Raw genomic sequence first — 26,638 nt, forward strand, 5'->3', positions numbered from 1 at the left:
ATATTTTTTTGTTTATTACCTATCCTACTTTTTAGGAGGTGGTGTTCTAAAATGAAAAAACAAGAAAAATCAAAAGATATTGGTCAAAAATCAGAATCAATGAATTCTATGGATCAGGGATTAAACTTAATTGTTCAGACAGTTAATAATGCGACTGGTCTTGACAAGGGGAACGATGGAAAAGTTGATAAAGATCATAATTAATTTATAAGTTTAAACAAATCCAATCTACCCTTACAAACGGCTCACGTGCAATGTTTCACAATGTTATGTTATCTCTTATTCAATTCGTATTCACTACATTAAATCAGATTTTTAATTTTTGGTTTTTGTTGGACTTCTAAATGAAATAATAAAGGTGGTCCCTTGATTCAATTGGCTATTAACTTGAATAGTTCCCTTATGGTTTTGAATGATTTTATAGCTCACCATAAGCCCTAAGCCATTTCCATCCTGCTTTGTTGTAAAAAAAGGCTCTCCCAGTTTTTTAACCTGGTCGGTTTCCATTCCTATACCTTCATCCTTTATTGTGATTGAAATATCTTGAGCTGTCCTTTCAATCAAAATATATATTTTACCTCCGTTAGGCATAGCCTCAATGGAATTTTTTAATAAATTTAAAAATACTTGTTTTAATTGATTTTTTTCACCGGAAATCACTATTTCCTCTATTGGAAATTTGTATTCAATATATACATTCTTCAGAATTGCTTCGGGCTCGAGAAAATTAATGACACTGGTTAATATACTCTTTATATTACAATCACTGAAGTATATCTGATGAGGTCTGGCAAAGACCATGAATTCGCTGACTATAAAATTAATCCGATCAATTTCATCAAGGAAGGTGTTTGCATAGTGTGGATCTAGTCCGTCATTTTTCAGAAGCTGTACAAAGCCGCGGATAGTGGTTAACGGGTTTCGTATTTCGTGGGCGATGCCCGCCGCCAATTCGCCAATCATCGCGAGTTTCTCGGTTTTACGTAATGCTTCTTCCGCATTCCTTTTTTCAGTAATATCATATTGTATGGAAATATGTTTGTAACGCTCTCCATTTGAATCCACAAACGGAATGATAGTTGTATCTAGCCAATACTTAGTCCCATCCTTCGCTTGATTAAGAATGTCTCCTTTCCACACCTCTCCACCTTGGATCGTTTCCCATATTTCATTGAAAAATGAAGGTGGATGAAAGTTAGAAGAGTATATATCATGTTTTCTCCCTACTAATTCTTCTCTAGTATACTTATATAAATTGCAAAAATTATCATTTGCATATAAAATGTTATCTTCGCGACCCGTAATTGCAAAAATGGTGGCTTCATTTAAGACTCTCTCTAAATCTGCCAGTTCTCTAAGTGTCATTTTTAAGTCCTCTTTCGACTCATCTAAAGCGTGTTTAATGAATGATAGTTCCTCATTGTAAATATTCAAAAGTGTTTTGGAAATAAGCTGGTATAAGTATTCAATTATTTTAATCACTTCAAAAAAGCTATCTATAGAAATCCTTTTTTCATGAATTTCTAGTTCAAGCACATCCATAATCGAACAACGCGTTAGATAAACAAAATTGATAGATTGATCCAGGGCAGCTTTAGATTTGATTAATTTATGACCGAGAACTTCAACAAAGGAAATTAGGTTATTTTTGTGTTTTACATCCTGACTGATCAAAAACTCCCCTATATGAATGAATAGGTTTTCCTCTGAAATATTTGGAAAATCCACTTCGTTGAATAGTGGGTTATAAAAATTTTCTTCACCTATTGGCGTCTTAATTCTTTGAAATTTATCTCCACTTAGTTCTTTTATCTTCCTGCCAATATACTCAATTTGATTGTTCATCTTATCCCTCAAAATAGTGTATTTTTACCTAATATTTGGACAAAATAGGACAAAATACCTTCTTTTTTCTAAAATTTATGTATGGGTCAATAGCTTTAAAATTAAGTTATTAAAATACAGACACAGTCCTAATTTTTAAGAACTGAAAACCTCAGATTAAAATGGAAAAAATAATTTATTTGGTAAAATTTATTTATTCCTACTTAAATTTCTTTTCCAACTCTCCTGCTCCGTCAGCAATAACTTCATCAAAAAAAGCGTTAATCCATTTTTTGAATTAACGCTTGCCACTAACTGATTATCTTATTTGTATTTTTTTATATTGAGTTCTTCTTTTAGATACAAGTGATTTTTTCCTCTTTATCATAGCCTTAATATTATCTATGTGCCCTTCTTGCAAAATCGACAAATCTGAACTTGTCCAAGCGGTGTCTTGATTCTGTATACTGAAAAAGCGAGGCATCTTCTAAATAAACATAATTTTTCACGACCACAACATGATCAAAGCCCTCAATATCCAAATAGGAGCGGTCCTCATCCGTACACGGTTCGACTACAATCTCCTTTTTGGCAAAACTGATTTGAAGCTTTAATTCCCGCTCTAAATACTCATAAATCGATTGCTCACATATTTCTTTAGTTAAAAGGGGAACATAATCTTTTAGAAGAAAGTCCCGGTCTAAGATAATGCGTTCCCCTTGTATCTCTCTCGATCGTATTACTTTCCAAACCTCTGCGTCAGGCTTTATCTGAAGCTGTTGCTGTAACAATTCATCAGGGTGAATCAAACCAAAATCATAAACAATCGTTTTGGTATCTCTTCCTAATGATTGTTGCAGCTCTTTAAAGCTCACCAATCCAGATACAGGGAAGCTCATTTTTTTTACATCTAAAACAACTGAACCCTTCCCTTTGATTTTTTGAATATATCCGTTTTGCGCCAGTAAATTTAACGCCTTCCGGATCGTTTCTCTTGATGTTCCAAACTGTTGTGAAAGTTCGTTTTCCGAGGGGAGAATGGCATTGGTTTTATAGAATCCTCTTTGAATATCTTGTACAATTTGTCGATATATAGGAGCATATTTACTTTCCTTCAATTTCATCACCTACCCGTATTTTACCACGTAACTTTGTATGTTCTACTCTTAATGAAGGAAACCCGCGAAAAGATGGGGGGAATTTATATGATTCAAGTTCTGATTCGGACTACACAAAATAAAGTGATTTCCGGGAATTCAGTAAAGGAATTGGAAAGGCAGGATATAGAATGGTTTTGGGTTGATTTTAATCAGCCTAATGAGCTCGAAATTACTGAACTAGAAAATACCTTTCACTTTCATCCTTTAGCGATTGAAGATTGTATATCGATTCGCCAGCGCCCAAAATTGGACTATTATGATGGCTATCATTTTTTGGTTACGCATCGATTAAATCCTGAAACGTTCGAAAAAGAAGAATTAAATTTTTTTGTATCCGACCATTCTATTGTGACTTATCATGAACATCCCTCTCCTGAAGTGAATGATGTGACGAGACGTTTTCTCCATGCAGCCAATCCGGAAGAATGGAACAGCTATTACGTATTGCATCAAATTCTAGATAAAATTGTGGATGATTATTTTCCGATTGTCTATTTATTAGAGGACGAAATTGACAAGATTGAAAATCAGGTTGACCGAACGGGAATGCAGGAACTGCTGGAAAGACTATTTGACATTCGTCATTACCTTTTGACTTTGCGTCATACCGTTCATCCAATGAGGGATTTATTATATCGGATTATTAATTCAACGAAAGTTTTAAAAGTAGATGTAAGAAAGGAATACTTTTCTGATATCCATGACCACCTATTAAAGCTTGCAGAAATGATAGAATCCAACCGTGAAATTACCAATGATATTCGTGACAGCTATATGTCTTTAAATTCCCATCAAACGAACCATGTAATGAAGGTACTTACCTTAGTAACCACTATTTTTATGCCTCTAACCTTTCTTGCAGGAGTCTATGGCATGAACTTTCAATACATGCCCGAATTAACATGGCGCTACGGCTATTTCGTCACTGTCCTTGTCATGATTTTAATTGGCTATGGCATGTATCTTTGGTTTAAGAAAAAAGGGTGGTTTAGTTAAAAAGGGGCGGTCTCGCAGTAAAGACTGCCCCCTCTTTCTCTTATTTCATATGATAAACCAGTGATTCATATGGACGTATCGTCATATCTCGGAGGATATTTTCTGAATCCTTATAATTAGAAAGAATTAGCCCAGCCTTTTCTTTTTCAGAATCCAATTCAGCTGGAACTTCAAAAGATACTTCTTTTCCATAAAAATTATTAACTACTGCTAACTTCTCATTTCCCATTGATCTTACATAGACATATAATTCTGGGTGATCCGCTAATAGAAGCTGATAATCGCCAAAGGTGATAATATCTAATTCTTTACGTAAACGAATCAGCTTTTGGTAATGATAAAAAATCGAATCCTCGTCGTTTAATGCCTGTTCCGCATTGATTTTTTTATAATTATTAGCAACTGGAATCCATGGTGTTCCAGAAGTAAAGCCAGCGTTAGGCGAGTCATTCCATTGGACAGGTGTACGGGAATTATCGCGTGACTTATGTTTCAAAATCTCTAGAATGCCCTCTTCCGACTGTCCTTGTTCCTTCATCATTTTAAACATATTTAACGATTCCACATCACGGTATTGATCAATCGAATCAAACTTCGGATTCGTCATCCCGATTTCTTCACCCTGGTAAATATATGGTGTTCCCTGCATCATATGGATTGCTGTAGCCAGCATTTTTGCTGATTCCTTATGATATTCCCCGTCATTCCCGTATCTCGAAACGATTCTTGGCTGATCATGATTACACCAGAAAAGAGCATTCCAGCCTCCGCCTTTATGCATTTCAATTTGCCAGGTGGATAAAATCTCTTTTAGCTTCAGAAAATCGAAATCGGTGATCGCCCATTTTTCACCATTTGGATAGTCTACTTTTAGGTGATGGAAATTAAAGGTCATACTTAATTCTTTACTTTCCGGGTTCGTATAGCGAATACAGTTATCTATCGTCGTCGATGACATTTCTCCAACTGTCATGCTGTCATATTTGGAAAAGACCTCCTGATTCATCTCTTTCATGAATTCATGAACTCGAGGACCATCTGTATAAAATTTCCTGCCATCGCCTGGAGGTAAAAAGCCATCATCGTCCGGGAAGCTTTGATCCTTCGAAATGAGATTAATCACATCTAATCGGAAGCCATCAACACCTTTTTTAAACCAGAAATGCATCATTTCATAAACATCCCGGCGTACCTCTTCATTTTCCCAGTTTAAATCTGCTTGGGTCACATCAAACAGATGCAGATAATATTGTCCTGTAGCTTCATCATATTCCCAGGCAGATCCGCCAAATTTTGACTGCCAATTGGTCGGCGCTTCTTGGCCAGGTTTAGGATCCTTCCAAATATAAAAGTCCCGATAGCGATTATTTTTGGAGCTGCGGGAGGCTTGAAACCATTTATGTTCAGTAGAAGTGTGGTTGACGACAATATCCATGATAATCTTTATATCACGCTGATGAGCTTCCTCAAGCAGGGTATCAAAATCCTCCATCGTCCCGTACTCTTCATGAATTTTATAATAATCACGTATATCATAGCCGTTGTCCCGTTGTGGAGAGTCGTAGATTGGAGTTAGCCAAATGACTTCGACCCCTAGCTTGTTAAGATAATCCAGTTTTTTAATAATTCCCTGGAGATCGCCAACCCCATCACCTGTTGTATCATAGAAGCTTTTCGGATAAATCTGATAAACAACGCTTTTTTTCCACCATGGTTGTGTTTGTTCCATGTTGATTACACCTGCCATATATATTCTTTGTTTTGAATACTGCTCTAATAGATAGGCTTTTCGCATACTTTATTGTTTTTTAATGGATGCAAACATGTCCTTCCAGTTCGCTCCAGACACAAGATTCCCAGGGGAGGAAGTCGAGCCTCCTCGGCTTTGCCTGCGGGGTCTCATGCCCTACCTCTTCTTTCTGCAGGACAAGGAACAATTCGGCAGCATAAGCATCGCACGAAGAAAATGCGAATGCGTTTTATGAGGACTCAGGGTGTCTTCCGCACCATTCCACTACAGTTTAAAAAATATACTTCAGGCAGCAACAATCATTGCGAAAACAGCCAATAGAAAATAGGGGAGAATTCATGCTCTCCCCTGATTTTTTTGATTATGCCTGAAATTCCTGCTTCTTAATTTTTGCAAATAGATAGGTCAATACGAATGGAAGAACAATCGAGATCAGCATACCCATCGCGAAGACTAGCCAATATTCTTGCATAATGGATAAAATACCTGGTAAGCCCCCTACTCCAATTGAAGTGGCTCTAACGCCAAAGAAGGAAATAAAGGCACCGGCAATCGCTGAAGAGGCAATTGCACTAATAAAAGCAAAGCGGTAGCGCAGGTTTACACCAAACATGGCTGGTTCCGTGATTCCCATATAGGCTGAAATCCCAGCTGTTAAAGCTAAACCGCGAAGCTTCTCATTTTTCCGTGCCAACACCATCACAGCTAGTGCGGCAGAACCTTGGGCAATGTTTGACATAACCAAAATCGGCCATAAGAATGTTCCATTGCCGGTACCGATTAACTGCAAATCAATTGGCAGGAAGGTATGGTGCATTCCAGTAATAACGAGCACTGCATATAAGCCGCCGTATAGTAAACCGCCAATAATTGAGAAGTTATCAAAAACCATCACCATGACATCAGTTATTACATTTCCGATCGCAAAAGTAATCGGTCCAATTGCGATAAAAGCAGCAAACCCAGTAACTAATAATGCTACAGGTCCGACAACAAGCAATTGAATCGAGTCATGGACACGTTTTTTCAAAAAGATTTCTAACTTTGCAAGTAAATAGGAGGCAACAAGAACTGGCAATACCTGTCCCTGATAACCCACTTTCTCAATGGTTAGGCCTAATATATTCCAAGTCGGAATCTCTCCGGTCTGTAGTGCACTACCATAGCCCCATGCATTTAAAAGGTCTGGGTGGACAAGCATGGATCCTAATACGATCCCAAGAATCGGACTGCCGCCAAACTTCTTAACAGCAGACCAGCCAATAAGGGCAGGCAGGAAAGTAAAGGCCGTATTCGCAATCAGGTTGATAATCCCTGCTAAATCAGCCCATTGCGGATGTACTGCTATAACCGACGTGCCTTCATAAAATAAATCATTTGCCGTTAAGAGATTGTTAATCCCCATTAAAAGACCGGCAGTCACAATGGCTGGTAAGATCGGAATAAAAATATCAGCTAGTGCTTTTATCGCTCGTTGTAACGGATTTAGTTTTTGGGCAGCCTGCTCTTTAATATCTTCCTTCGAGGCTTGCTCTATCCCTGTTTGAGCAGCTAACTCGTTATATACTTTGTCAACGGTTCCCTGTCCAATAACGACCTGGAACTGTCCATTGGCAGAAAAAGATCCTTTTACAACATCTATATTTTCGAGCTTTTCTTTATCGACTTTTTCATCGTCTTTTAAAGCAAATCGTAAGCGTGTGACACAGTGAGTTGCGCCTGCAATATTTTCTTTGCCCCCAACAGCCTCAACTATTTCTCGGGCTGAATCTTTGTATTCACTCATGATGTCCCCTCCCGTAATCGTTTTCATTTTAAGGAATATTTTGCCTCATCCCCGCTGTTTTATGATGGGATCATATATAGTTTAACTTGTATATACATGTTATGAATTAATTGTATTCTTGTATATACAAGTTGTCAACGAAAATGTTTACGCTTCCAAAAAGAACCGTTTGTGCGTTGTAAAGAGTGATTTCGGTTTATAGACCAAAATTTTGACTGATAGAGCACGAGTTTGACCTATAGAAATTAATTTTGACCGATATAACACAAATTTCACCCGTAGAAACAAGTTTTGACCGATAGAACTTCCAGTTTGAACGATAGAATCCCGTTTTTCACCGATAGACACCCCGATCTGACCGATAGAAACCATTTTTGACCGATAGAACACAAATTTCACCGATAGAAACCATTTTGACCGATAGGCTGCTTGGACAAATTCACACAATTTTTACCCTGTCTGAGAATAAACAAAAAGAAAACACTTGGACGCTTTTCCAAGTGCTTTATCAATACATTTTATTCAAATAAAAAAGGACCTTCGCCATATCTGTTTAAGATATCAGAGATATAGCCATTTTTTACAGGCTGGAGAAAAACAAGTGCAGCATTTTTCAATTGAATTTCAAACCCTTTCCCAAACCAATCTTCTTTAGTTACTACCTTCTTTTCTTCAAACGGGAAAAAGTAGTACCATTTATTTAATGAAGCAGCTGCATTATGCACCGCGTAGTAGACTTTTGATATTGATAAATTATGATCGATTAGTCCTTGTTTTTCTAAATCGTTTTTTCTCTCCGTATCGGTTTGTCCCCATTCAATTAGAAATGGAAGCTCCATCGTTCCCGCTTTTTGTTTCAAAAACAGCATTTTCCATGTCAGCGTAACCCCGTCACTTCGAGTCCTTCTTCCGTCAAACAGCTGATGGGGAATATTCTTTTCGCTAAAACCGCGCGCGATCTCATCCATGTTATATGTACGAAGAGCAATCTGTCCAAGGTGGTCCCCAGCGGATGCTTTTTTCAACAAATGATGGACAAGGGGATTTTCGGCCTTCTCAGCGATTTCTCGATCTTCAATCGCTAACCATTCGATATAGGTGAGATTCGGTGAATAAAGCAAACTGTTATATGTCCCCCAATCAACATGACTGCCGCCTCTTTTTACAGGGATCCCTTCTTTATTTAACATCTCGGTTTTCGAATCTAAATCCTTATAAACAAACTGTACGAGGTGATCCAAAAAAAGATCCATTGACTCCTCTCCTCTCTTTTAAAAAGAGTATATCACTAACAAATAAATAATCAGACCATAAACCCTTCGTTTTTTTATTTCAGCAATCTTCATGATAAAATAAATTAGATATGGTTTTAATAAAACAAATTACGGGTAAATAAAATAGCTGATTCTTTCTTTACCCAATAATAAATGAGGTGTAACCATGACACTGCTTAATGAAATCCTTACGTATAATGAACAGTTTGTAGAAGAAAAACAATATGAAGCTTACACAACAACCAAATTTCCTAATAAAAAAATGGTTATTCTCACTTGTATGGATACAAGATTAGTTGAATTGCTGCCGAAAGCAATGAACCTAAAGAATGGCGACGTCAAAATTGTAAAAAATGCAGGAGCTTCTGTTAATCATCCATTCGGAAGCGTAATGAGGAGTATTTTAGTCGCTATCTATGAGTTACAGGCTCACGAAGTTTTAGTCATTGGGCACCATGATTGTGGCATGACTAAAGTAAACAGTCCTGATACCATAAAAAAAATGAGGGATCGCGGAGTCTCTGACCAAACCCTTGAAACGCTCAATTATTCAGGGATTAACGTTGAGCAATGGCTTAAGGGCTTTGACAGTGTTGAAGAAAATGTTAAAAACAGTGTGGATATGATTAGAAATCATCCTCTCATGGACAAAAAAGTCCCTGTCCATGGTCTTGTTATTGACCCGGAAACAGGGAAGCTTGATTTAATTAAAGAAGGCTATAATTTCTAAAAAGCAGTTCCTTCTGGGACTGCCTTTTTTACTATTAGCAAACCCTATGATTTGACACGAGTGCTGATTATGTTTAGTTTTAGGCATAATATTGTATAAAAGGGGGGACAAACTATGGAACTGCCTGTTTCGCTTGAATTATTAAAGGAAGTTGGAATTAGTCTAGCCATTATCGTAGTTTTTTTATTGCTTAGAAAACTGTTCACTACATATGTTTTCAAATTTATCACGGGACTCGTTAAAAGAAAATCAACAGAAGTCGTGTTTCATATTCTCCTTGCCTTCGAAGGGCCATTAAGATGGCTATTTGTATTGATTGGGATATTTTTAGCCATTGATCAGCTATCATTCATGAAGGAGCACATGTGGGTTGTGATTCGGCTATTTAGAGCCAGTATCATCGCTCTCTTAGCCTGGGGATTCTATAATTTAACGGATGCTTCCTCGCTTATCTTTCAAAAAATTAATAAGCGATTTAACCTTGAAATGGATATGATGGTGGCTCCATTTTTATCAAGGATTGCCCGGTTTATCATTATCGCTCTAGCCCTCAGTGTAATCGCGCAGGAATTTGATTACGATGTAAATGGATTTATTGCTGGTCTCGGTCTCGGCGGTTTAGCTTTCGCACTTGCGGCTCAGGATACGGTTAAAAATGTTTTTGGCGGGTTTGTCATTATTACTGAAAAACCATTTACGATTGGAGACTGGATCAAAACGAAAAGTGTTGAGGGGACGGTTGAAGATATTTCTTTCAGAAGTACGATCGTTCGAACGTTTGCACAAGCACTTGTAACCGTTCCTAATTCCACGCTTGCTAATGAAGCTATTACGAACTGGTCGAAGATGGGGAAAAGGCAGATCACTTTTACCCTGCCGATTTCAGGTCAAGCCTCCCCAGAAAAACTGAACCAATTTATAGAACGGATCCGGGACTACCTAAAAAATAATGATGACATTCACCAAGAAACCATCTTTGTCACGTTTGACCTGATTGAAAGTGGAAATTACGAAGTGTTTTTCTATCTCTTTACAAAAACCACTGTATGGGGCGAATTTTTACAAATTAAAGAACAATTGAACTTTGAAATTCTTCGTATGTTAGAGGAAGCAAACATTGAACTTGCCTATCCGACCCGCTCGCTGTATTTGGCAAATATGGAAGAACCTCATTTTTCTACAGAAAAGGATGCATAGCTTTTCCGAATAGAAGAGAGTAGGGCGCCAAAGCATAAGGGACTGCAATACGCACTTGATGCTGAAACGGCTTTTAATAAAAAGAAATTTGAAGAGGCCGAAAAGTTTGGTGAGCTTGCAATTTCCTCATCGGCTGGACTGCAAAAATTGATCTTCGTTAAATCCTTAGAGTATCAAAGGAATAACATGGACCTTAAATTCTCTTTTTGATAAATGCTAAAAAAAATGGATAGGAGTTCTATCTAAAAAAGCCTTCCAAAACAAAACTTGGAGGGCTTTCATTTTACAAGGGAATGTTTAAAAGCATAAATAACAGCTTGCGTCCGGTCTTGAACATCTAACTTACTGAGAATGTTACTTACATGAACCTTAGCTGTCTTTAAGGCGATAAATAATTCATCCGCAATCTCCTGGTTCGTCTTCCCTTGAGTCATCAGAAGCAGAATTTCCATTTCCCGCTCTGTCAATTCTTCATGAGGAAGACGTTCATTGCCTTTTCGCATTTTTGACATGACTTTCCCCGTCACTTCTGGTTCTAACACCGTTTGCCCATGAAAGGTCGAACGAATCGCTTCTGCAATCTCACTTGCTTTTGAAGTTTTTAATAAATAGCTAGTAGCACCGGCCTCAAGCGCCGGATATACCTTATCATCATCAAGAAAACTCGTTACAATAATAATTTTTGCTTCTGGCCATGCTTTGATAATTTCTCGTGTTGCTTCAATGCCGTCCATTTCCTTCATGACTAAATCCATTAAAATAATATCCGGTCTTAACTCTAGTGCCATTAGCACAGCTGTTTTGCCATTATCGGCTTCTCCAATAACTTCTATATCAGGCTGGGCCGATAAATAAGAAGAGACACCAATTCGTACCATTTCATGGTCATCGACAAACAATATTCTAATCATTCCCATCACCTTCTTCTTTTACCTTAGGGATTCTAACCTCTAACTTGGTTCCTTGATTCGGAATACTAACAATTTTACATAGGCCGCCAAGTTCAACTGCCCGTTCATACATATTTTGTAAACCATACGACCCTGTTTTGGACTCTTCCACGTTAAATCCTACTCCATCATCTGCGACCCGCAATATAATGAGGTCATCTCTTTCTATAAATAATACTTCCAGCGATTTCGCTTTAGAATGACGGAGGGTATTCGAGATAGATTCTTGGAATATCCGGAAAAGATGATCTTCTACTCCCTTATCTAAATGCAAAGGCTCTAGCTTCCAAGTAATTTCCATTGGGACTTTTAAGGATAGCTCTTGGAGAAGTTCTTTCATTCCTTCATGTATCGTTTTTCCTTTCAGGGCTACCGGCCGCAGGTGAAGGAGCAGGGCTCTCATTTCCATTTGCGATTGCTGAATCATCCCCTCTACCAGCTTTAGCTGTTTTGCCTCCCAGTCTTCTGGGTCAGACTTCGTTTCTGTTATGGCTGACATCATCATCGAAGCAGCAAATAACTGCTGACTGACCGAATCATGTAGCTCTCTTGCTAACCGCTGTCTTTCTTGGAACACCATTTCTTCGATTACTTTTTCTTGGTCCGCCGCTTTTTCATTAGCCAGTTTTTGTGACATTTTTGTTTGTTCAGCTATATGTTTCTGAATTCCTTCCATCCGGCCCCAAATAGGCTCTAGCTCTGGGATTTTATGAGGTTTTTCAAGACTTACCTGCTTTCCTTGTTCTAACAGATAAAGACCCTTTTCTACGTTGCTTAACTGATTTCTCCAAAAAAGACCAGAAAATATTCCGACGATGATCGCTAATAGAATGCAAAGCCCAGGTACAAATGTAATAAAAGGCATATCGAGAATTTTTGTTTCCCATAGTAATGACCACTCTTCTAATGGAAAATAGAAGAAAATCGCGGCCGTTAATAAGGCCATCACTCCAAGGCTTACGCCAATACACATCATCACATGTCGCATAATGGTACTCATAATCGCTTCACCTCTAGTTTTCCAAGAAACATGGTGGTGACGATTTTTATTTTCTGAGTGGCTTGCCCATATTCAGGAGTTTGATAGATCACATTTGCCGAAAAAACCTTTTCCTCTTTTTGCTCAAAAATATCAAAGGTTCCGGCCACTACTGAATGACTGGCCTGAACTTCTAAATCATAGGGAACATAGATTTGAACATTCCCAATAATATTGCGAATCATAATAACCGATTCACCTTTCGGCAAAACGGTATTGGTTAAATCAATAATCGTATCCCCGATCCCTGCCTGAATGTTAATATCATGCCATTCATAGACTGTTTCAGGAGTCCTTTGTCTGCCAATCAGGACATTTCGGAATAAGGGGCTCCTGTTATAGAGTGGAGAAGAACTGCTTTTTAAAGATTCCACCTCATGAATAATCGGTTTAATCGGTGTCGGCTGCTGTTTCGATCGGCCGTACTGCAGCAATATATAAAAAATCGCTATGAATAGCAGGATTCGAAAAGCAAAGGAACTTAAAAATCCGATAATTAAACTAATGACTCCAAACCAAAATAGAATTTTCCCTGACATCCGCGGGGACCACTTTCGCCCCCAATAAATGAAAAACACAGATATGGCAATGGAGAAGATAAACCCTGGATTAAAAAAAGACATCTCGAGGATGAGCATAATAATCAGTGCAATTACCGCATATTTAAAGATGTCAGATTTCTTTTCAAAATTCACAGGTCTCTCCTCCTTTCTATGCTGATAAAGATAAAAGGGTTAAAGGCGTAGCAACCTACGCCTCTTTACCTCACTTTTTAGAATACCATGTTTTTCTTATTGAACTGTACTAGATTCTTCTTTTTTTAGCTCTTTTTCTAGCTGTGCAATTTTAGCATCAATTGTATTCCGGTGATAGTCAGAATTAATTCTATATTCTAACCGGTCTAAATAATTTTCCAGCTCGCTAAATTTGGAGAATGGCTGACTAGAAGAATATGAAGTAGAGTCGAGCATTTTATTGATTTTCATATGAGCACGTGTCATGTTTTCGCGACCCATAAGCTCCATCCGCTTGATGTGCATATCCTTGAGTTTATGCTTCATTTCTTCATATTTACGCTCAAGTTCAACTAACTGCTGAAGCACTTTGGTGCGCGCCTCTTTTAAGCGAGCCACTCTTTCTTCATACATGCGAAGCTCTGCTGCAGCAAACTGATGAAGCTCCTGATCCCCTGCTTTTGTAGCCACATCAGCTTGATGTGCGCGTTTTTCCATCAGTTCAACAGCATGATGATATTCGCGGGAAAACTCATCCTTTAGCATATATTGACGTTCTAAAAGCTTGCGGACTTTTTCAACCTCTTGCTCACATTGGCGAAGATATTGATTTAAGGAAGCAATCGGATTCTTTTGCTCTTTTTGATCTAAAATCTCATGAAAATCGGCAGCTACTGAATTTTTAATACGGTCCCATAAATTTGTCATATTAAATCTCTCCTTTAATTAATAATGTTTTTTAAGCTCTGACCATTCTCTTTCAAAATTGACAAATGGATCATCAACTTCGTCACGGGTGACTTCTTTTTCCTTGTTCCATTTCTTATAGACTAGGAAAAGGACTACGATGGCCACCACTCCAATGAGCGCTGGAACATTGGACAAGGTTGCGGATAAGAAAACCAAGCCAATGATTGCCCATAAAATCTTTTTACCTGTTGATTCTGCCTTGATAAATTCCTTAGCAGAGTAGTATAGGATGACGACACTTATCGCAAAGCCCACCAGCGGTCCTAATGCACCGAGTAAAACAAGGATGGCAATACCACCTGTCAGCAATAGCAAGAATTTTTTCATCTTTATTTCCTCCTTTCGGATTGCTGCATTTCCTTTATGTCTCTATCTTAACTACCATCTTGTTTTCTTATAATGAGCCTCAGCTATATTTTGATATAGGACTTGAGGCTTAGTTGGGGTCAGACTCCTTAAAAAAAGGCTTCTTTCGCATAGTTTGTTGTTAAGCGGAGATCAGAGAGATTGGAGCATGGAAACAAGAATTTTGAGCAAAAATTTAGATTTTGGAGCGGTACCTTTTAGCCTGAAGTCTGAAAAAATTTGGGCTTAATCATTAAATATTGGGCGCGAATCACAATTTTTGGGCGGGTCTTTGACTTATTTGGGCGGGTTCTTCAATTTTTTGGGCGCTCGTGCCTAGTAATTGGGCGTTTCTCCTGATTAATTGGGCGGGGAATTTTGTAATTGGGCTTCCCCAATAATATTTGGGCGAAAATCTCGATAATTGGGCGGACACCATAATATTTTGGCGGCAATCAAAATATCGGTCAGGGAACAAAAGAATTGGGCGGGTATTCTTAATGATTCTTTAAGATTTGTTAATGACTCCTGTTTTTACAACTAAGCAATAAAAAAGCAGCTGAGCAAGATCCGCCAGCTGCCTTAGCTTATTCAGCGCACTTTAAATTTTTTTGCGTAATAGACTGAATATCCGATAATAACAGGAGTCAAAAAAATTGTAGGTAAGAACCATAGAAAAACATTAACGGTTTCTATATTTAATAGCCTCGGTGCACCAAACACCATAAAAGCTGTAATGGTCGCGATACAGCACCCTAGCATGCCCGCCAGATGTTCAAACCACCAATGCATTTTTTTCACGGGCTTGCGAAGCCAATAGATTAATTGAGTACTTCCCAAAAAGATTCCTACAAGCGGAAACCAAGTGATCAATGGTGATTGAATCATCCAGCCATAAATTCCGATTGCAATGCCCGATAAAATCAGCAATAACGGGAAAGATAGATCCAATAGATTTCGATGCATAGCTGTCCGTTTCTTATATTTTAACACCCGGATTCCATAAAAGGCTGTTGCTCCGCTCAAGATCGAGATAAAGATAAGAAACCACGAGAACGAAACGATTCCCAGTTCATCACTAGTAATGATCCGATATATTCCCATATATAGTGCGGTTATAGAAACAGTGCCCATTCCAGCCACATATACCCAGCCTGCCGTTCGATGAACTTTGCCGCCTTTTTTGGTTACGATGGGGACCCAGAATACAAGAAGGGCGGTAAAACCTCCAATAATATGTAAATTTAAAAATAACGAAAATAATGATTGCAAGCTTGTTCTCTCCTTTAAGCGACTTCACTTCATCATCCAATATGTTTCACCAATCGCAAGTACCTTTAACATCTCGTTACTTAACTCGAGCCGCTCCCACTCTTTATACATACGTTCTAGCGCTTCAGGACCGGTATCATCTGCAAGACGAAAAGCTCCATAATGCATGGGAATAAAGATCCGTCCATTTAAATCTAAAAATGCTTTGATTGCATCCTCCGGATTAATATGGGAAACCTTCATAAACCATTCCGGTTCATAGGCGCCAATCGGCATTAAAACAATATCTAAATCAAAACGGTGAGCTATATCTTGAAAGCCTCTAAAGTAACCAGTATCACCGACAAAATAAACAGATTGTTTTGGATTAGAAGCCTCGATAATCCAGCCGCCCCAATGGGATGTGTTCGTATCGGTTAATGCTCGCTTTGTCCAATGCTGAGCTGGTACAAAAGAGATTTGAAGACCTTTATGACTAAAGCAATCCCACCATTTTGCTTCGACTACGTGCTGGTAGCCTCTTCTGATAAAAAGGGACTTAAGGCCAATCGGCACATAAAAAGTTGGATTGCCTTTTAGTTTTTTTATAGATCCAAAGTCCAGATGATCATAATGCCCGTGAGATATGACTACAATATCAATCTCTGGCAGCTGCTCAATCGGAATTCCCGGTTCAGTCATTCTTTTCTGTACTCCCATCCAATTTGCCCAGACAGGATCCGTTAGAATATTGAGTCCTTCGAGCTGAATCAAAAAGGTAGAATGACCAATCCACGTGATGGAACGATCAGTTCGGTTTTGTTGCAGCTGGAAAATCTCTTTTCTCTCAGCCTGCTGGATTTGTTTAGTCAAGTCTTTTTTAGTCGCTCTTCTTTCTTTTTGCCACCGCAACATATCGGTAAATGTTTTTGTATTGATGACATTATCGTAGTTCTGATACCTCTTTTTCATCGCTGCACCTCCCGTTCCATTGTACGATTTCCTTGTTAAAAATCTTCTTTCTTCATGAATTTTTTACACATATTTTAAAATGGCGGCCAATATCGGCCGCCATCATCTTATAAAATTTTATTCACATCATGCTTTGGAACCAATAACCCATAAAGCTGCCGATATAGTTTCCGATAATATAGCCTAATGTTCCAACGAGCATAATAGGCGCAATTAAATCAGTCCATCCCCTTGAAACTGCCATTGCTGCTGCCGTCGTTGGTCCGCCGACATTGGCATTACTGGCTAAAATCATTTCTTCCAGGTTAAATTTAAACAATCTTCCAAAGAAAAAGGTGATCACCATATTACCTAAAACAATAATAGCAACAAAAACTAAAAGTAATGGAGCTGCCTCTATTAAAAGCGGGAGTGATGCTGGAACTCCAATAACCACAAAGAATAAATAAATTAAATATGTTCCTAATTCTTGAGCACCATTGATTCGTTCAAAGAAACGATGGAAGAAGGTGACCAAAAGAACGGTAATAGTTGTTAACATTAAATATTTGTCTCCAAAAATTCCATCGAGAATCACATGAAATGTATTTCCCGTTTCTTCACTTGGGATCCAACCGTTAAATACTTGCGCAAGCTTAAACGAAACAGCCACAATCACAAACGAACTTCCCAACGCAAAGGCAATATCCTTTAATGAGATATCTTTTCTCTTCCAGTAAGCCGAACTTTGAGTTTCTCCCTCATTTGTACCGTTTTTTTCAACTTGGTCGATATAAGGGGTTTTAAACTTATTTCTGAAAAATGAGATGGAAGGGATTGCTATTAAAACAAAGAAATAAATAGCCATCAAAAAATTATCGGCTACTGTAGCAGCTGAAACCATTTCACCTGGTGTTTCAAATTTGGCGGCAAGTGCTGCAAAGTTAACTCCTCCGCCAATATAAGATCCCGTCATCACCGCACCGATTTTATCAAGGACTGGTATGTAATCCTTCAAAGTGATAAACGCAACCGTAACCCCAGCAACCGTCCCGATTGAACTAATCAGAAATATAATAAGAAGCTTACCGCTTTCATTCCAGATCTTTTTTAAATTGGCTTGAAATAACAAAAGCGGAATCGCTAATGGAATGACATACACCCAAACTGCATCATAGACAGGGGATGCTGTCGGAATAATATTTAAGTTTGCGAGAATCATAGCCCCGACTAGTGCAATAATCGCACCAGAAACCTTTGATGCCCACTTATATTTCTGTTCTAAATAAATGCTGAAAGCAGCCCATGCCGCTAAAAAAGCCCACAGGAGCCATGTTTCATCTGGCTTAATCAAACTTTCCAAGACAAATCTCTTCCTTTCCCCTTTATTTTTTCTCTTCTATTTAACCATAAGTTTAAATTTTCTAACAAGTTATTATTAGTAGAACTATTAATTTGCTAAGCTTGAAAATACTTTCTTTTGTAATTTGATAAAGCGACTAACGGCCAAATGTAGCGATAACTATGATAGTGAATATAAAAGAAATCAGCCATCCCTTGCCCCGTCGGATACCTCTCTGTCCAAGAATAATTCCCGCTATTTCTAATTAAAAATGCAATCCCATTATCAATCTGCCTGGATGGTCTGTCAGACCCAGCAATTAAGGCATCTACGGCCCATGCCGTTTGTGTCAGTGTACTATCATTCAAAGGAATAAATTTTTTATAAATATCACTCTTACAGGATTCTCCCCAGCCTCCATCCGTGTTTTGTGTTTGTTTCAGCCAGCGAATCGCTTTTTGAATAGCTGGATGATTAGGAGACTCTCCTACTGCGATAAGTCCAGTTATGGCTGCCCATGTTCCATAAAGATAACAAATCCCCCATCTTCCATACCATGACCCATTCTTTTCTTGCTGACCATAAATCCACTTGACTGCCTTCTCTACCCGATTATTAGGATTTTTAAACTGTGTATAGTTTCCTAAAAACTCTAATGTTCTGCCGGTTAAATCAACAGATGACGGATCCATCAGAAAAAACTCAGCTCCTTCAACTGGAAGCAGCTCTAGCATTCTATTATTAATTCCTCTTTCAAAGGCTGGCCAGCCTCCGTCTCTATTTTGCATCGTATGCAGCCATCCAATCCCCCGCTTCCATGCCTGAAGATGATTAGGATCATCTAAGGCTGCATTCGTTAAAGAACGGAGACTGGCTGTCGTATCATCAACATCCGGATTGATCGTGTTACTTTCTGAAAATCCCCATCCCCCTGGTTCACCCTTTGGATTATGCACAACCCAATCTCCGTATTTCTGATGCTGTTTAGTCAATAGATATTGATTGGCTTTTATAATCGCCGGGTCATAATCGGGCAGTCCTGCCTTTTGCAGCGCCATCCCAATAAGAGATGTATTCCAGACAGCCGCAGTTGTATATTGGATGTGTACCTGTTCGCTGATGACAGTTCCCATCGACGCTAATCCCTCTACTGCTTTAACAATTATAGGGTCTTGTTTCGACGCCCCTAAAGCAAGCATTGCAAAAATCATATAAAAAGTGGAACTAAAATAGCTTAGCAATGTTCCGTCCGGCTCAATTCTCTGCAGCATATACCGCCTCGCCTCATCTAATGCACGCGCCCGGATTCGCTCAGGAATTCCAAGCAATGTGCTGATTCCGTGTTGAATCATTGAAAAAAAGGTGCGCCATTCTTTTGAGCGGTACTCCTCCCAGTAATCATTCCGTTCAGATATATGCAGATTAGAAAGATCAGGGCTCCGATTCGTTCTTATCTGAAATCGTAGACTGGTTAGGATCATCATCGGCGCTAAATTGGCACGTGCAAATACAGAGATATCATAAAAATTAAATGGAAAGGAGCGCGGCAAAAGAATAAATTCTGCAGGGAACGGAAAAAAGGATGGCCATGGATATTGTCCTGTCATTGCAAGCAAGACCTTTGTATATACCTTTGCTTTTTTTAATCCGCCTTTTTGCCGGATAAAATGGCTCGCCCTTTTCATATGAGGGTCCGTTTTCTGGCGATAGCCCGAATACAAAAGCGCATAGTACGCGTCTATCGTTAGGGAAAGATTCCCCTCTGTCTCATCCTCATAAAGCTTCCATGCACCATTCTGTTCTTGTCTGCTTTCTATTCGTTTAACTAGTTTTTTAATAAGTGGTTCATCATGCCATTCTAGCGTTCTTAATAAAATAATCATATAGGCATCAGTTAATATTCCCATCTCAAAAGGATATGTCCATGCCCCATCCTCCTGCTGATCCTCTTTTAATATAGCGACCAATCTCTCAATTTCCGCCTGGACCTGTTCAATCATATCGTTCACTCCAGTCCTTTTTTCTATCAATATATGTAAGAAACGTGGTCAAACATTCAAAATCAATTGACTTTACCGATTCTTGCCTATATAATTTTCCAAAAATATATGTAAAAAACGATGAAAAGGACTAGTAAAATGATGTTAACCTTTAACAGAGAGGGAACCGGTTGCTGGAAGGTTCCTATTGGTGCTCATTTGAACCTGCCTTGGAGTTCTGTATGAAAAGATACAGCGGTTCAATCCGTTATTAGAGTGAGAGTATAGGGCGTTTTGCCTTATAAAGCAGGGTGGTACCGCCAAGTCTTGGTCCCTTTTGGGAGCCAGGGCTTTTTTATTTTTATTTCAAAGATTGGAGTGTAAAACGTGAAGGAGTCAAAGGAATTTGTAAAAAGTGTCACCGCGATGGATGAAGATTTCGCCCAATGGTACACAGACATTGTCACAAAAGCAGATTTAGTCGATTATTCTAGTGTTCGCGGTTCGATGATTATTAGACCATATGGGTTTGCATTATGGGAAAATATTAAGCAGGCATTGGATCAGCGGATCAAAGAAACAGGGCATGAAAATGTCTATATGCCTTTATTTATCCCAGAAAGCCTGCTGCAAAAAGAAAAAGATCATATTGAAGGCTTTGCACCTGAAGTTGCTTGGGTCACTCATGGCGGTTCAGAAGAATTAGCCGAACGGTTAGTCGTACGTCCGACTTCTGAGGTGCTTTTCTGTGAGCATTATAAAAATATCATACACTCATACCGTGACCTGCCAAAACTATATAACCAGTGGGCCAATGTTGTGAGATGGGAAAAAACAACCCGTCCTTTCCTCCGTACACTTGAGTTTTTATGGCAAGAGGGCCACACTGCCCATGCAACAGATGAAGATGCTCACGAAGAAACAAAAAGAATGCTTGAAGTGTATGCCAGTGTTTGTGAAGAACTTTTAGCCATTCCTGTCCTTAGAGGCCAAAAGACGGAAAAAGAAAAGTTTGCCGGCGCTAAATTCACTTATACCATTGAAAGTCTCATGCATGATGGAAAAGCACTGCAAACAGCCACTTCTCATCACCTAGGCGATGGATTTGCCAAAGCCTTTGGCATCCAATACCTGGATAAAGACGGAAACCTCCAGTATGTTCATCAAACATCGTGGGGCTTTACGACAAGGGTTATTGGTGCTTTGATCATGGTCCATGGAGATGACCGCGGCTTAGTGATTCCGCCAAAAGTCGCTCCTACCCAAGTGATGATTGTTCCGATTGCACAGCATAAAGAAGGAGTTTTGGATTTTGCGTATGATTTGAAGGAGAAGCTTTCAGCAGTCGTCCGTGTTGGCATCGATGCCAGCGACAAAAAACCAGGCTGGAAGTTTAATGAATACGAAATGAAGGGGATTCCACTCCGCTTAGAAGTCGGACCAAAGGATATTGAAAACAATCAGGTTGTGTTGGTTCGCCGTGATACAGGCGAGAAGCTGTTTGTATCTATAGATCAAATAGAAGACAGGATTGTCGCGCTTTTAGATGAGATTCAGAAGAACCTGTTTAATAAGGCAAAAGCGTCACGGGAGGAAAAAACAGCGACTGCTGCTACCTTTGATGAATTTAAAAAGAACTTATCTGGTAACCCCGGTTTTATCAAAGCGATGTGGTGCGGAGATCGGGCGTGTGAGGATCAAATAAAAGAAGAAACGGGTGCTACTTCAAGATGTATTCCGTTTGAGCAGGAGTCGGTTTCTGAACAATGTGTTTGCTGCGGAAAAGAAGCAAAGCATATGGTTTATTGGGCGAAGAGTTATTAGCATAAAGAATAAAATTTAAATTGTCCTTCATACCTGATGAAGGACTTTTTTTCGCGTTTTGATCTTGGTTAGCCTTATGAGAGACATTTGACTGGGGGGCTAGGTGGGTTTTGTCCTTCATCCCACTTATGATAGACATTTGCCTGGCGCGTTGACCGGGTTTTGTCCTTAAGAGCACTGAACAAGGACCGTTCTTCTTCTCTATCTCCAAATTTAGTTCTTTTAACCCCTTTAGTATGGCGCTTGCATCCAATTAAAAAAGCTCAGGGATTTCCCCTGAGCCTTTCTATTTCTGATATAAATAAAGTCCATAATCCTGCATGACTGAGGTATGGCCCATTTGCCGCAGCATCGTTGCGATATTGCCGCGGTGGTAGGCACCATGGGTCGCAACGTGAAGCAGTGTTTCGGCAACAGACGTTTCAAGCCTGCCTGCATACGGATTTTCAACAACCATTGCCTGATCCATATCTTCAAAACTGGCTAGCTGTTCTTTGTACTGATCAGATAAATTTTCAAATATTCCCTTCATTTCCTCCAGACTTTTAGCTTCAACTTCTGGCACTAATTGAAATGAATTCTGCAAAGCTTCCTCCATGCTTTTCCCTGAGATAATCTCAAACCATGTATGGTCTACTTGGTAAATATGTGACAGCACCTTCGCTACCGAGGAAAAACCGCTTTGAATCTCCTTGTGATACATATCGTGGGGAAGCACTAATAGCCGATCAATAATTACATTATTTGCCCAAACATGATAATTGTACATGTCTAATGCAGGATGAACCATATTTTTATCCTCCTTGCCTTTATAAAATGATTGTTTTCCCAATCATAAAACAACTTCCCTGACAACCGCTGTCAGGGAAGTATCAGTTTTTTTTAAATTACAATGAAATGGTTATAATCGAATTTTCTGCGATTTTACTGCTCGGTTTCACCACATTATCGTTCATCCTGATTGAACCCTCCTTTATTTTTCTTGCAATTTCAGAACGACTCGAATCAGTAAATTTATCAGAAATGGTTTTATCTAAACGAAAAGTCCCCATGACCTCTCCAATGTTAATGCAGACTAGCTGAATTCCTGCCCCTTTAAATTCTTCCAAAGAGAGCTCTATTTTCTCTAAATCAATAGTCACACGTTCTTCTTTTAACCGGACATGGTCTGTATACGTTTTATAGATTTCCAGCTTTTTGTTCCACGTATGATTTTTTTCACATTTAAAAATCGCAAACCGATAAATGGTTTTCCCGTTCGCATTATGCCTCCGGACCGTTGTATCGTAAAAAGGAACAACCTTGCCACAGTTACTGCAGTGGCGACGGACCACGTTTTCTTCCTTTACATCAACTAAATTCCAAACTAATTCCTTAGTTGCGATCTGCATTTTTCCTTCACCTCTTTAAGATAAAGGAACAGACACATAACTATTTGGATATCTTGCAGTATGCTGAATTCATGACTGTATATAGTAAAAATTTTAATTTGCGAAATTCCTTCCTATTTTTTTACAGCAAAAAAGGTTCCCCCAAATAGGAGAACCTCTGTTTATACATACTACAGATCTGTTCTGTTCCTTTGTAATGGGATAAATGGGCAGACTGCCCCCTTGAAGAAAAACCTCTCGTTTTTCAAAAAGCGGAGTCTTATCCAATTCATGGCTTCCATTACAAAGTAAATGTTGGCATAAAGTCAGAACGATCCTTTCTATCCAAATAGCATTACAGTAATATTTTAACAAATTGAATAAAGAAATTCTATATCCTTTATTTTTAATTTAGATTCTATGATGCATTTACACCTTTCTTCTAAGCATTCTTGACCCAAACAGAACAGCCCAGGCAGGACCTTCTTCTTTTATAAAGAATTTAAGGGGCAACTCCAATGCTTCGATGACCAAGGTATCACTGGCACTGGCTCTTAATTTAAATTTTTCCCCTGCCGCTTGAGCAAACCACTCATTTTCCTCATTTAAAATTGTAATGTTTCCGCCTTCAGCTGATTCGTACGAACCCTCTAGAAGCTGCAGCTCTCCCGAAGTCGCCTCATAAACAGGTTCAACACTTCGCTTTTGATCAAGAGAAAGACCCAAAACTGTGTTAACGGCCGCAAGCCAAAGATCCGCAGCCGGTGCTTCGGAGACATTCGTAAGTACACTGACTGCCACTCCTTTTTCCGGAATAAACCCAAAGTTGGAGGAAACACCCGGCTGGCCACCGCCGTGCTCCACAAGGGTGACACCTGAATAATCAGGTGTTACCTGGAGAGCATAGCCGTAGTAGGAGTTACTTTTAATAGGGTGAAGATGGTTCCACATTTTATGAGTATACTTAGAGGAATCGGACAAATATACTTGGCCATATTTTAAAAGATCAAGGACATTGGAGCGGATTCCTCCGCCTACCTCATAGTTTCCTAGAGTGGGCCATGGCTGTTCTTCGTAGGACTTGGTTTTCTTACTATACATATAAGGAACTGAAACATTTTCTAGTTTAGCCACTTCCTCTAAGCTAAAGGTTGAACGGTACATCTGAAGTGGGTTCAGGATCTTTTCCGTTACATATCTGCGGTGAAGCCTGCCGGTTAACCGCTCAATAATTTCTCCTAAAAGCAAAAAGGTATCATTACAATAACTAAAATATTCCCCAGGTTCGCCGAGCATTTCGTACTCTTCATGTGCCAAATACTCCAAATGGTCTTTCAGTCTGTTCAGCTCTTCCCGTCTCCGCATCGGCGGTAACCCGGTTGTATGGGAAAGCAAATGATAGATTTTAATTTTATCCATATCCTTTACACCATTAAGCTGAAATTCTGGTATGTACTTAACAACTGGGTCATGGACTGAAAGCTTGCCTTCCTCTTCCAACTGTATAATAGCTAGTGCTGTAAATGATTTTGTTACAGAGGCAATTCCAAAAATCGTTTCTGGAGTTACCGGTTCCTTAGTAGTTACATTGCGATACCCAAATCCTTTTTTGTAAATCACCTCTCCGTTTTGGGAAACAGCTACTGCGGCACCAGGGATATGTTTTTCCCTCATTATCTTTTCTACATAAGACTCGAAATCCTGCCATTTTTGCTCAGACATTTTCTCCACTCCATTTATCAAATGATGAAAATAAAGCCCACCAAGTGTGGGCTTTTTGATGATTTGGTTACTTAAGAAAGATAGGTCGGATTTTGCTTCACATCAATAAAGTGACCATCGGCCTCAATTTGCCCGGCTAATCTGTACAATAAATCCTCTCTGCCCCTAGCCGCCATAAACTGCACCCCAATCGGCAATCTCTTTTCAGACAGATAGAGAGGGAAGGTCATCGCCGGTTGGCCGGTTAGATTCGCAAGCTGTGAAAATGGAACCTTTGATAAATTTTCAACCGCTAATTTATCGACAATCCCCGCTTTTTTCAGCAGACCGCCTAAGCCGAGTCTGCCAACAATTGAAATAGCCAGTTTTTCTGCCGGTTTGGGCTCTAATTCACCTATTTTAACAGGTGGGGTTGCCGTTGACGGTGTTAAGTAAAAATCATAGGTTTCATGGAACTCCTCCATAATATAGGCAGCACGGTCCCATTCCCGGATACTTAAGGCAATTTCTTTAGCACTCGTAGCTTTGCCGAGCAGACCTAGCAACCAGGTAGTTGGCTCGACATCGCTGTAGCTTGCCTTTCTGCCAAGGATACTTTGTAAATTTTCTAAGGTGGCTGCAACTTCGCCAAAGTAGTTGTTCAGATAGCTTTTTGCAATTTGCTGCCCATCTACAGGTGCTTCTTTTTCTTCTACTATATGACCCATTGATTCCAGCAGCTTCGCTGTTTTAAGAACCGCCTCCCTGCATTCAGGGTCAACCTCTGTTCCGAGTGGTGATTGGGTGGTAAAAGCAATTCTTAGCTGTTCTGTTAATGGCGTTGCTGCATCCTGAAGATAACTGCCATTGTAGTCTTGCGCATGAAAGGCGGCCCACTTCACATGTCCCTTGATCTCATCAAGCATAGCTGCACTGTCTCTAACTGATCTCGATAAAATATGATCAACCGAAGCCCCTTGCCATTCACGCCCAATGGTTGGGCCCACGGGGGTTCGGCCTCTTGTTGGCTTTAATCCAAACAGGCCGCAGTAAGCCCCAGGAATTCGAATCGAACCTCCGCCATCATTGGCACCAGCAATCGGAACCATGCCCGATGCAACGGCTGCCGCAGATCCGCCACTGGACCCTCCTGGCGAATGATTGGAGTTCCATGGATTTCTTGTTGGACCATAATGTTTGGGCTCTGTAATGCCTAAAAGGGCAAACTCCGGCACATTCGTTTGGCCAAGAATGATCGTTCCGGTTTTTTTCACTCTTTTTACATACTCTGAATCTTGTTTGGCTCTATAATTTTGAAAAGCCTTGGAGCCTGCGGTAATCGGCTCTCCTTCGATTTCTTGGGCAATATCTTTCAATAAAATCGGAACGCCGGCAAAGGGTCCGGTTGGCTCTATTTCGTCTGCGATTTTTTTGGCTTTCTCATACATTTTATGTATAACCGCATTAAGCTTCGTATTTTTTGCCTCGATTCTTTGGATTGCGGCTTGAACGAGTTCTCTTGGATGAACTTCCTTTTTCTTCACCAGTTCGGCTAAACCCAAACCATCATATTGAATATATTCTTTCACCCCACCCACACCTCTCTATGATTTCTATTTCTACACATTTCTCTATAACTTTCGAAATTCCTACAAAATACATAAAAAATCCTTCAAGACATCGGT

General features: G+C 39.4%; 23 protein-coding genes and 1 other annotated feature. Of the genes, 5 read left to right on the forward strand and 18 right to left on the reverse strand.

Translation table 11 applies throughout. The annotated features are described in order from the left end of the window. The first annotated feature begins 51 nt into the window (after positions 1–51). Positions 52–204 (forward strand): hypothetical protein, encoded by a 153-nt coding sequence (locus CRO56_RS22855; RefSeq protein ID WP_179714243.1) that lies wholly within the window; start codon positions 52–54, stop codon positions 202–204. Positions 205–315: 111 nt separating this feature from the next. On the opposite strand, the gene CRO56_RS10245 is transcribed toward CRO56_RS22855, so the two are convergent. After that, positions 316–1,845 (reverse strand): ATP-binding protein, encoded by a 1,530-nt coding sequence (locus CRO56_RS10245; RefSeq protein WP_097158535.1) that lies wholly within the window; start codon positions 1,843–1,845, stop codon positions 316–318. 377 nt (positions 1,846–2,222) lie between these two features. Further along, entirely contained in the window at positions 2,223–2,942 is a 720-nt protein-coding gene (treR, locus tag CRO56_RS10250; RefSeq protein WP_097158536.1) for a trehalose operon repressor, read from the reverse strand. 87 nt (positions 2,943–3,029) lie between these two features. Here treR and corA point away from each other — a divergent pair, with 87 nt between their 5' ends. Continuing rightward, positions 3,030–3,980: a magnesium/cobalt transporter CorA gene (gene corA, locus CRO56_RS10255; RefSeq protein ID WP_097158537.1), complete on the forward strand. Its 951-nt coding sequence runs from the start codon at positions 3,030–3,032 to the stop codon at positions 3,978–3,980. Positions 3,981–4,020: 40 nt separating this feature from the next. Here the strand turns inward: corA and treC are convergent, their stop codons facing one another. From treC to CRO56_RS10270, 3 genes are all read right to left on the reverse strand, one after another. Next, positions 4,021–5,709, reverse strand: a complete 1,689-nt coding sequence (treC, locus tag CRO56_RS10260; RefSeq protein WP_097158538.1) for an alpha,alpha-phosphotrehalase — start codon at positions 5,707–5,709, stop codon at positions 4,021–4,023. A gap of 382 nt (positions 5,710–6,091) precedes the next feature. Further along, entirely contained in the window at positions 6,092–7,516 is a 1,425-nt protein-coding gene (gene treP, locus CRO56_RS10265; RefSeq protein ID WP_097158539.1) for a PTS system trehalose-specific EIIBC component, read from the reverse strand. Positions 7,517–8,034: 518 nt separating this feature from the next. Next, positions 8,035–8,769, reverse strand: coding sequence for a VOC family protein (locus CRO56_RS10270; protein WP_097158540.1), 735 nt, complete (start codon positions 8,767–8,769; stop codon positions 8,035–8,037). Positions 8,770–8,956: 187 nt separating this feature from the next. Here CRO56_RS10270 and CRO56_RS10275 point away from each other — a divergent pair, with 187 nt between their 5' ends. Together CRO56_RS10275 and CRO56_RS10280 are read left to right on the forward strand one after the other, a co-directional pair. After that, on the forward strand, positions 8,957–9,520 hold the full coding sequence (locus CRO56_RS10275; RefSeq protein ID WP_097158541.1) for a beta-class carbonic anhydrase: 564 nt from the start codon (positions 8,957–8,959) through the stop codon (positions 9,518–9,520). 114 nt (positions 9,521–9,634) lie between these two features. Next, the gene (locus tag CRO56_RS10280; protein WP_097158542.1) at positions 9,635–10,717 is read left to right on the forward strand and encodes a mechanosensitive ion channel family protein; all 1,083 of its coding nucleotides are present in this window, start codon (positions 9,635–9,637) and stop codon (positions 10,715–10,717) included. Between the two features lie 278 nt (positions 10,718–10,995). Here CRO56_RS10280 and CRO56_RS10285 read toward each other — a convergent pair whose 3' ends face one another. From CRO56_RS10285 to shc, 9 genes are all read right to left on the reverse strand, one after another. Next, the gene (locus CRO56_RS10285; protein ID WP_097158543.1) at positions 10,996–11,628 is read right to left on the reverse strand and encodes a response regulator; all 633 of its coding nucleotides are present in this window, start codon (positions 11,626–11,628) and stop codon (positions 10,996–10,998) included. Further along, complete coding sequence (locus tag CRO56_RS10290) at positions 11,621–12,667, reverse strand: sensor histidine kinase (RefSeq protein ID WP_097158544.1); 1,047 nt, start codon at positions 12,665–12,667, stop codon at positions 11,621–11,623. Before CRO56_RS10290 ends, CRO56_RS10285 begins: the two co-directional genes overlap by 8 nt. Beyond that, a complete protein-coding gene (gene liaF / locus CRO56_RS10295) occupies positions 12,664–13,401 on the reverse strand; it encodes a cell wall-active antibiotics response protein LiaF (protein ID WP_245855767.1) in 738 nt (245 codons plus the stop codon). The genes CRO56_RS10290 and liaF overlap by 4 nt, the downstream gene beginning before the upstream one ends. Positions 13,402–13,497: 96 nt before the next feature. Then, positions 13,498–14,148, reverse strand: a complete 651-nt coding sequence (locus CRO56_RS10300) for a PspA/IM30 family protein (protein ID WP_097158545.1) — start codon at positions 14,146–14,148, stop codon at positions 13,498–13,500. 18 nt (positions 14,149–14,166) lie between these two features. Continuing rightward, on the reverse strand, positions 14,167–14,517 hold the full coding sequence (locus tag CRO56_RS10305; RefSeq protein ID WP_097158546.1) for a lmo0954 family membrane protein: 351 nt from the start codon (positions 14,515–14,517) through the stop codon (positions 14,167–14,169). Between the two features lie 609 nt (positions 14,518–15,126). Next, the gene (locus tag CRO56_RS10310; protein ID WP_097158547.1) at positions 15,127–15,807 is read right to left on the reverse strand and encodes a DUF2306 domain-containing protein; all 681 of its coding nucleotides are present in this window, start codon (positions 15,805–15,807) and stop codon (positions 15,127–15,129) included. A 24-nt stretch (positions 15,808–15,831) separates the two neighbouring features. Next, positions 15,832–16,758 carry an MBL fold metallo-hydrolase gene (locus CRO56_RS10315; RefSeq protein ID WP_097158548.1) on the reverse strand — a complete coding sequence of 309 codons (927 nt, stop codon included), beginning with the start codon at positions 16,756–16,758 and terminating at the stop codon, positions 15,832–15,834. Positions 16,759–16,879: 121 nt separating this feature from the next. Next, positions 16,880–18,100 (reverse strand): DUF819 family protein, encoded by a 1,221-nt coding sequence (locus tag CRO56_RS10320; protein ID WP_097158549.1) that lies wholly within the window; start codon positions 18,098–18,100, stop codon positions 16,880–16,882. Positions 18,101–18,195: 95 nt separating this feature from the next. Further along, complete coding sequence (gene shc / locus CRO56_RS10325; protein ID WP_097158550.1) at positions 18,196–20,079, reverse strand: squalene--hopene cyclase; 1,884 nt, start codon at positions 20,077–20,079, stop codon at positions 18,196–18,198. 111 nt (positions 20,080–20,190) lie between these two features. Further along, positions 20,191–20,397, forward strand: a binding site (T-box leader). 87 nt (positions 20,398–20,484) lie between these two features. Here shc and proS point away from each other — a divergent pair. Further along, the gene (gene proS / locus CRO56_RS10330; RefSeq protein WP_097158831.1) at positions 20,485–21,882 is read left to right on the forward strand and encodes a proline--tRNA ligase; all 1,398 of its coding nucleotides are present in this window, start codon (positions 20,485–20,487) and stop codon (positions 21,880–21,882) included. 286 nt (positions 21,883–22,168) lie between these two features. Here the strand turns inward: proS and CRO56_RS10335 are convergent, their stop codons facing one another. The 4 genes from CRO56_RS10335 to CRO56_RS10350 form a co-directional block, all read right to left on the reverse strand. After that, complete coding sequence (locus CRO56_RS10335; RefSeq protein ID WP_097158551.1) at positions 22,169–22,672, reverse strand: DinB family protein; 504 nt, start codon at positions 22,670–22,672, stop codon at positions 22,169–22,171. 97 nt (positions 22,673–22,769) lie between these two features. Further along, entirely contained in the window at positions 22,770–23,273 is a 504-nt protein-coding gene (locus CRO56_RS10340; protein WP_097158552.1) for a S4 domain-containing protein, read from the reverse strand. A 408-nt stretch (positions 23,274–23,681) separates the two neighbouring features. Next, positions 23,682–24,974 carry a serine hydrolase domain-containing protein gene (locus CRO56_RS10345; protein WP_097158553.1) on the reverse strand — a complete coding sequence of 431 codons (1,293 nt, stop codon included), beginning with the start codon at positions 24,972–24,974 and terminating at the stop codon, positions 23,682–23,684. Between the two features lie 71 nt (positions 24,975–25,045). Beyond that, entirely contained in the window at positions 25,046–26,542 is a 1,497-nt protein-coding gene (locus CRO56_RS10350) for an amidase family protein (protein ID WP_097158554.1), read from the reverse strand. Between the last annotated feature and the right edge of the window lie 96 nt (positions 26,543–26,638).

It is taken from the genome of Bacillus oleivorans, assembly GCF_900207585.1.
In the GTDB taxonomy this organism is placed as follows: domain Bacteria; phylum Bacillota; class Bacilli; order Bacillales; family JC228; genus Bacillus_BF; species Bacillus_BF oleivorans.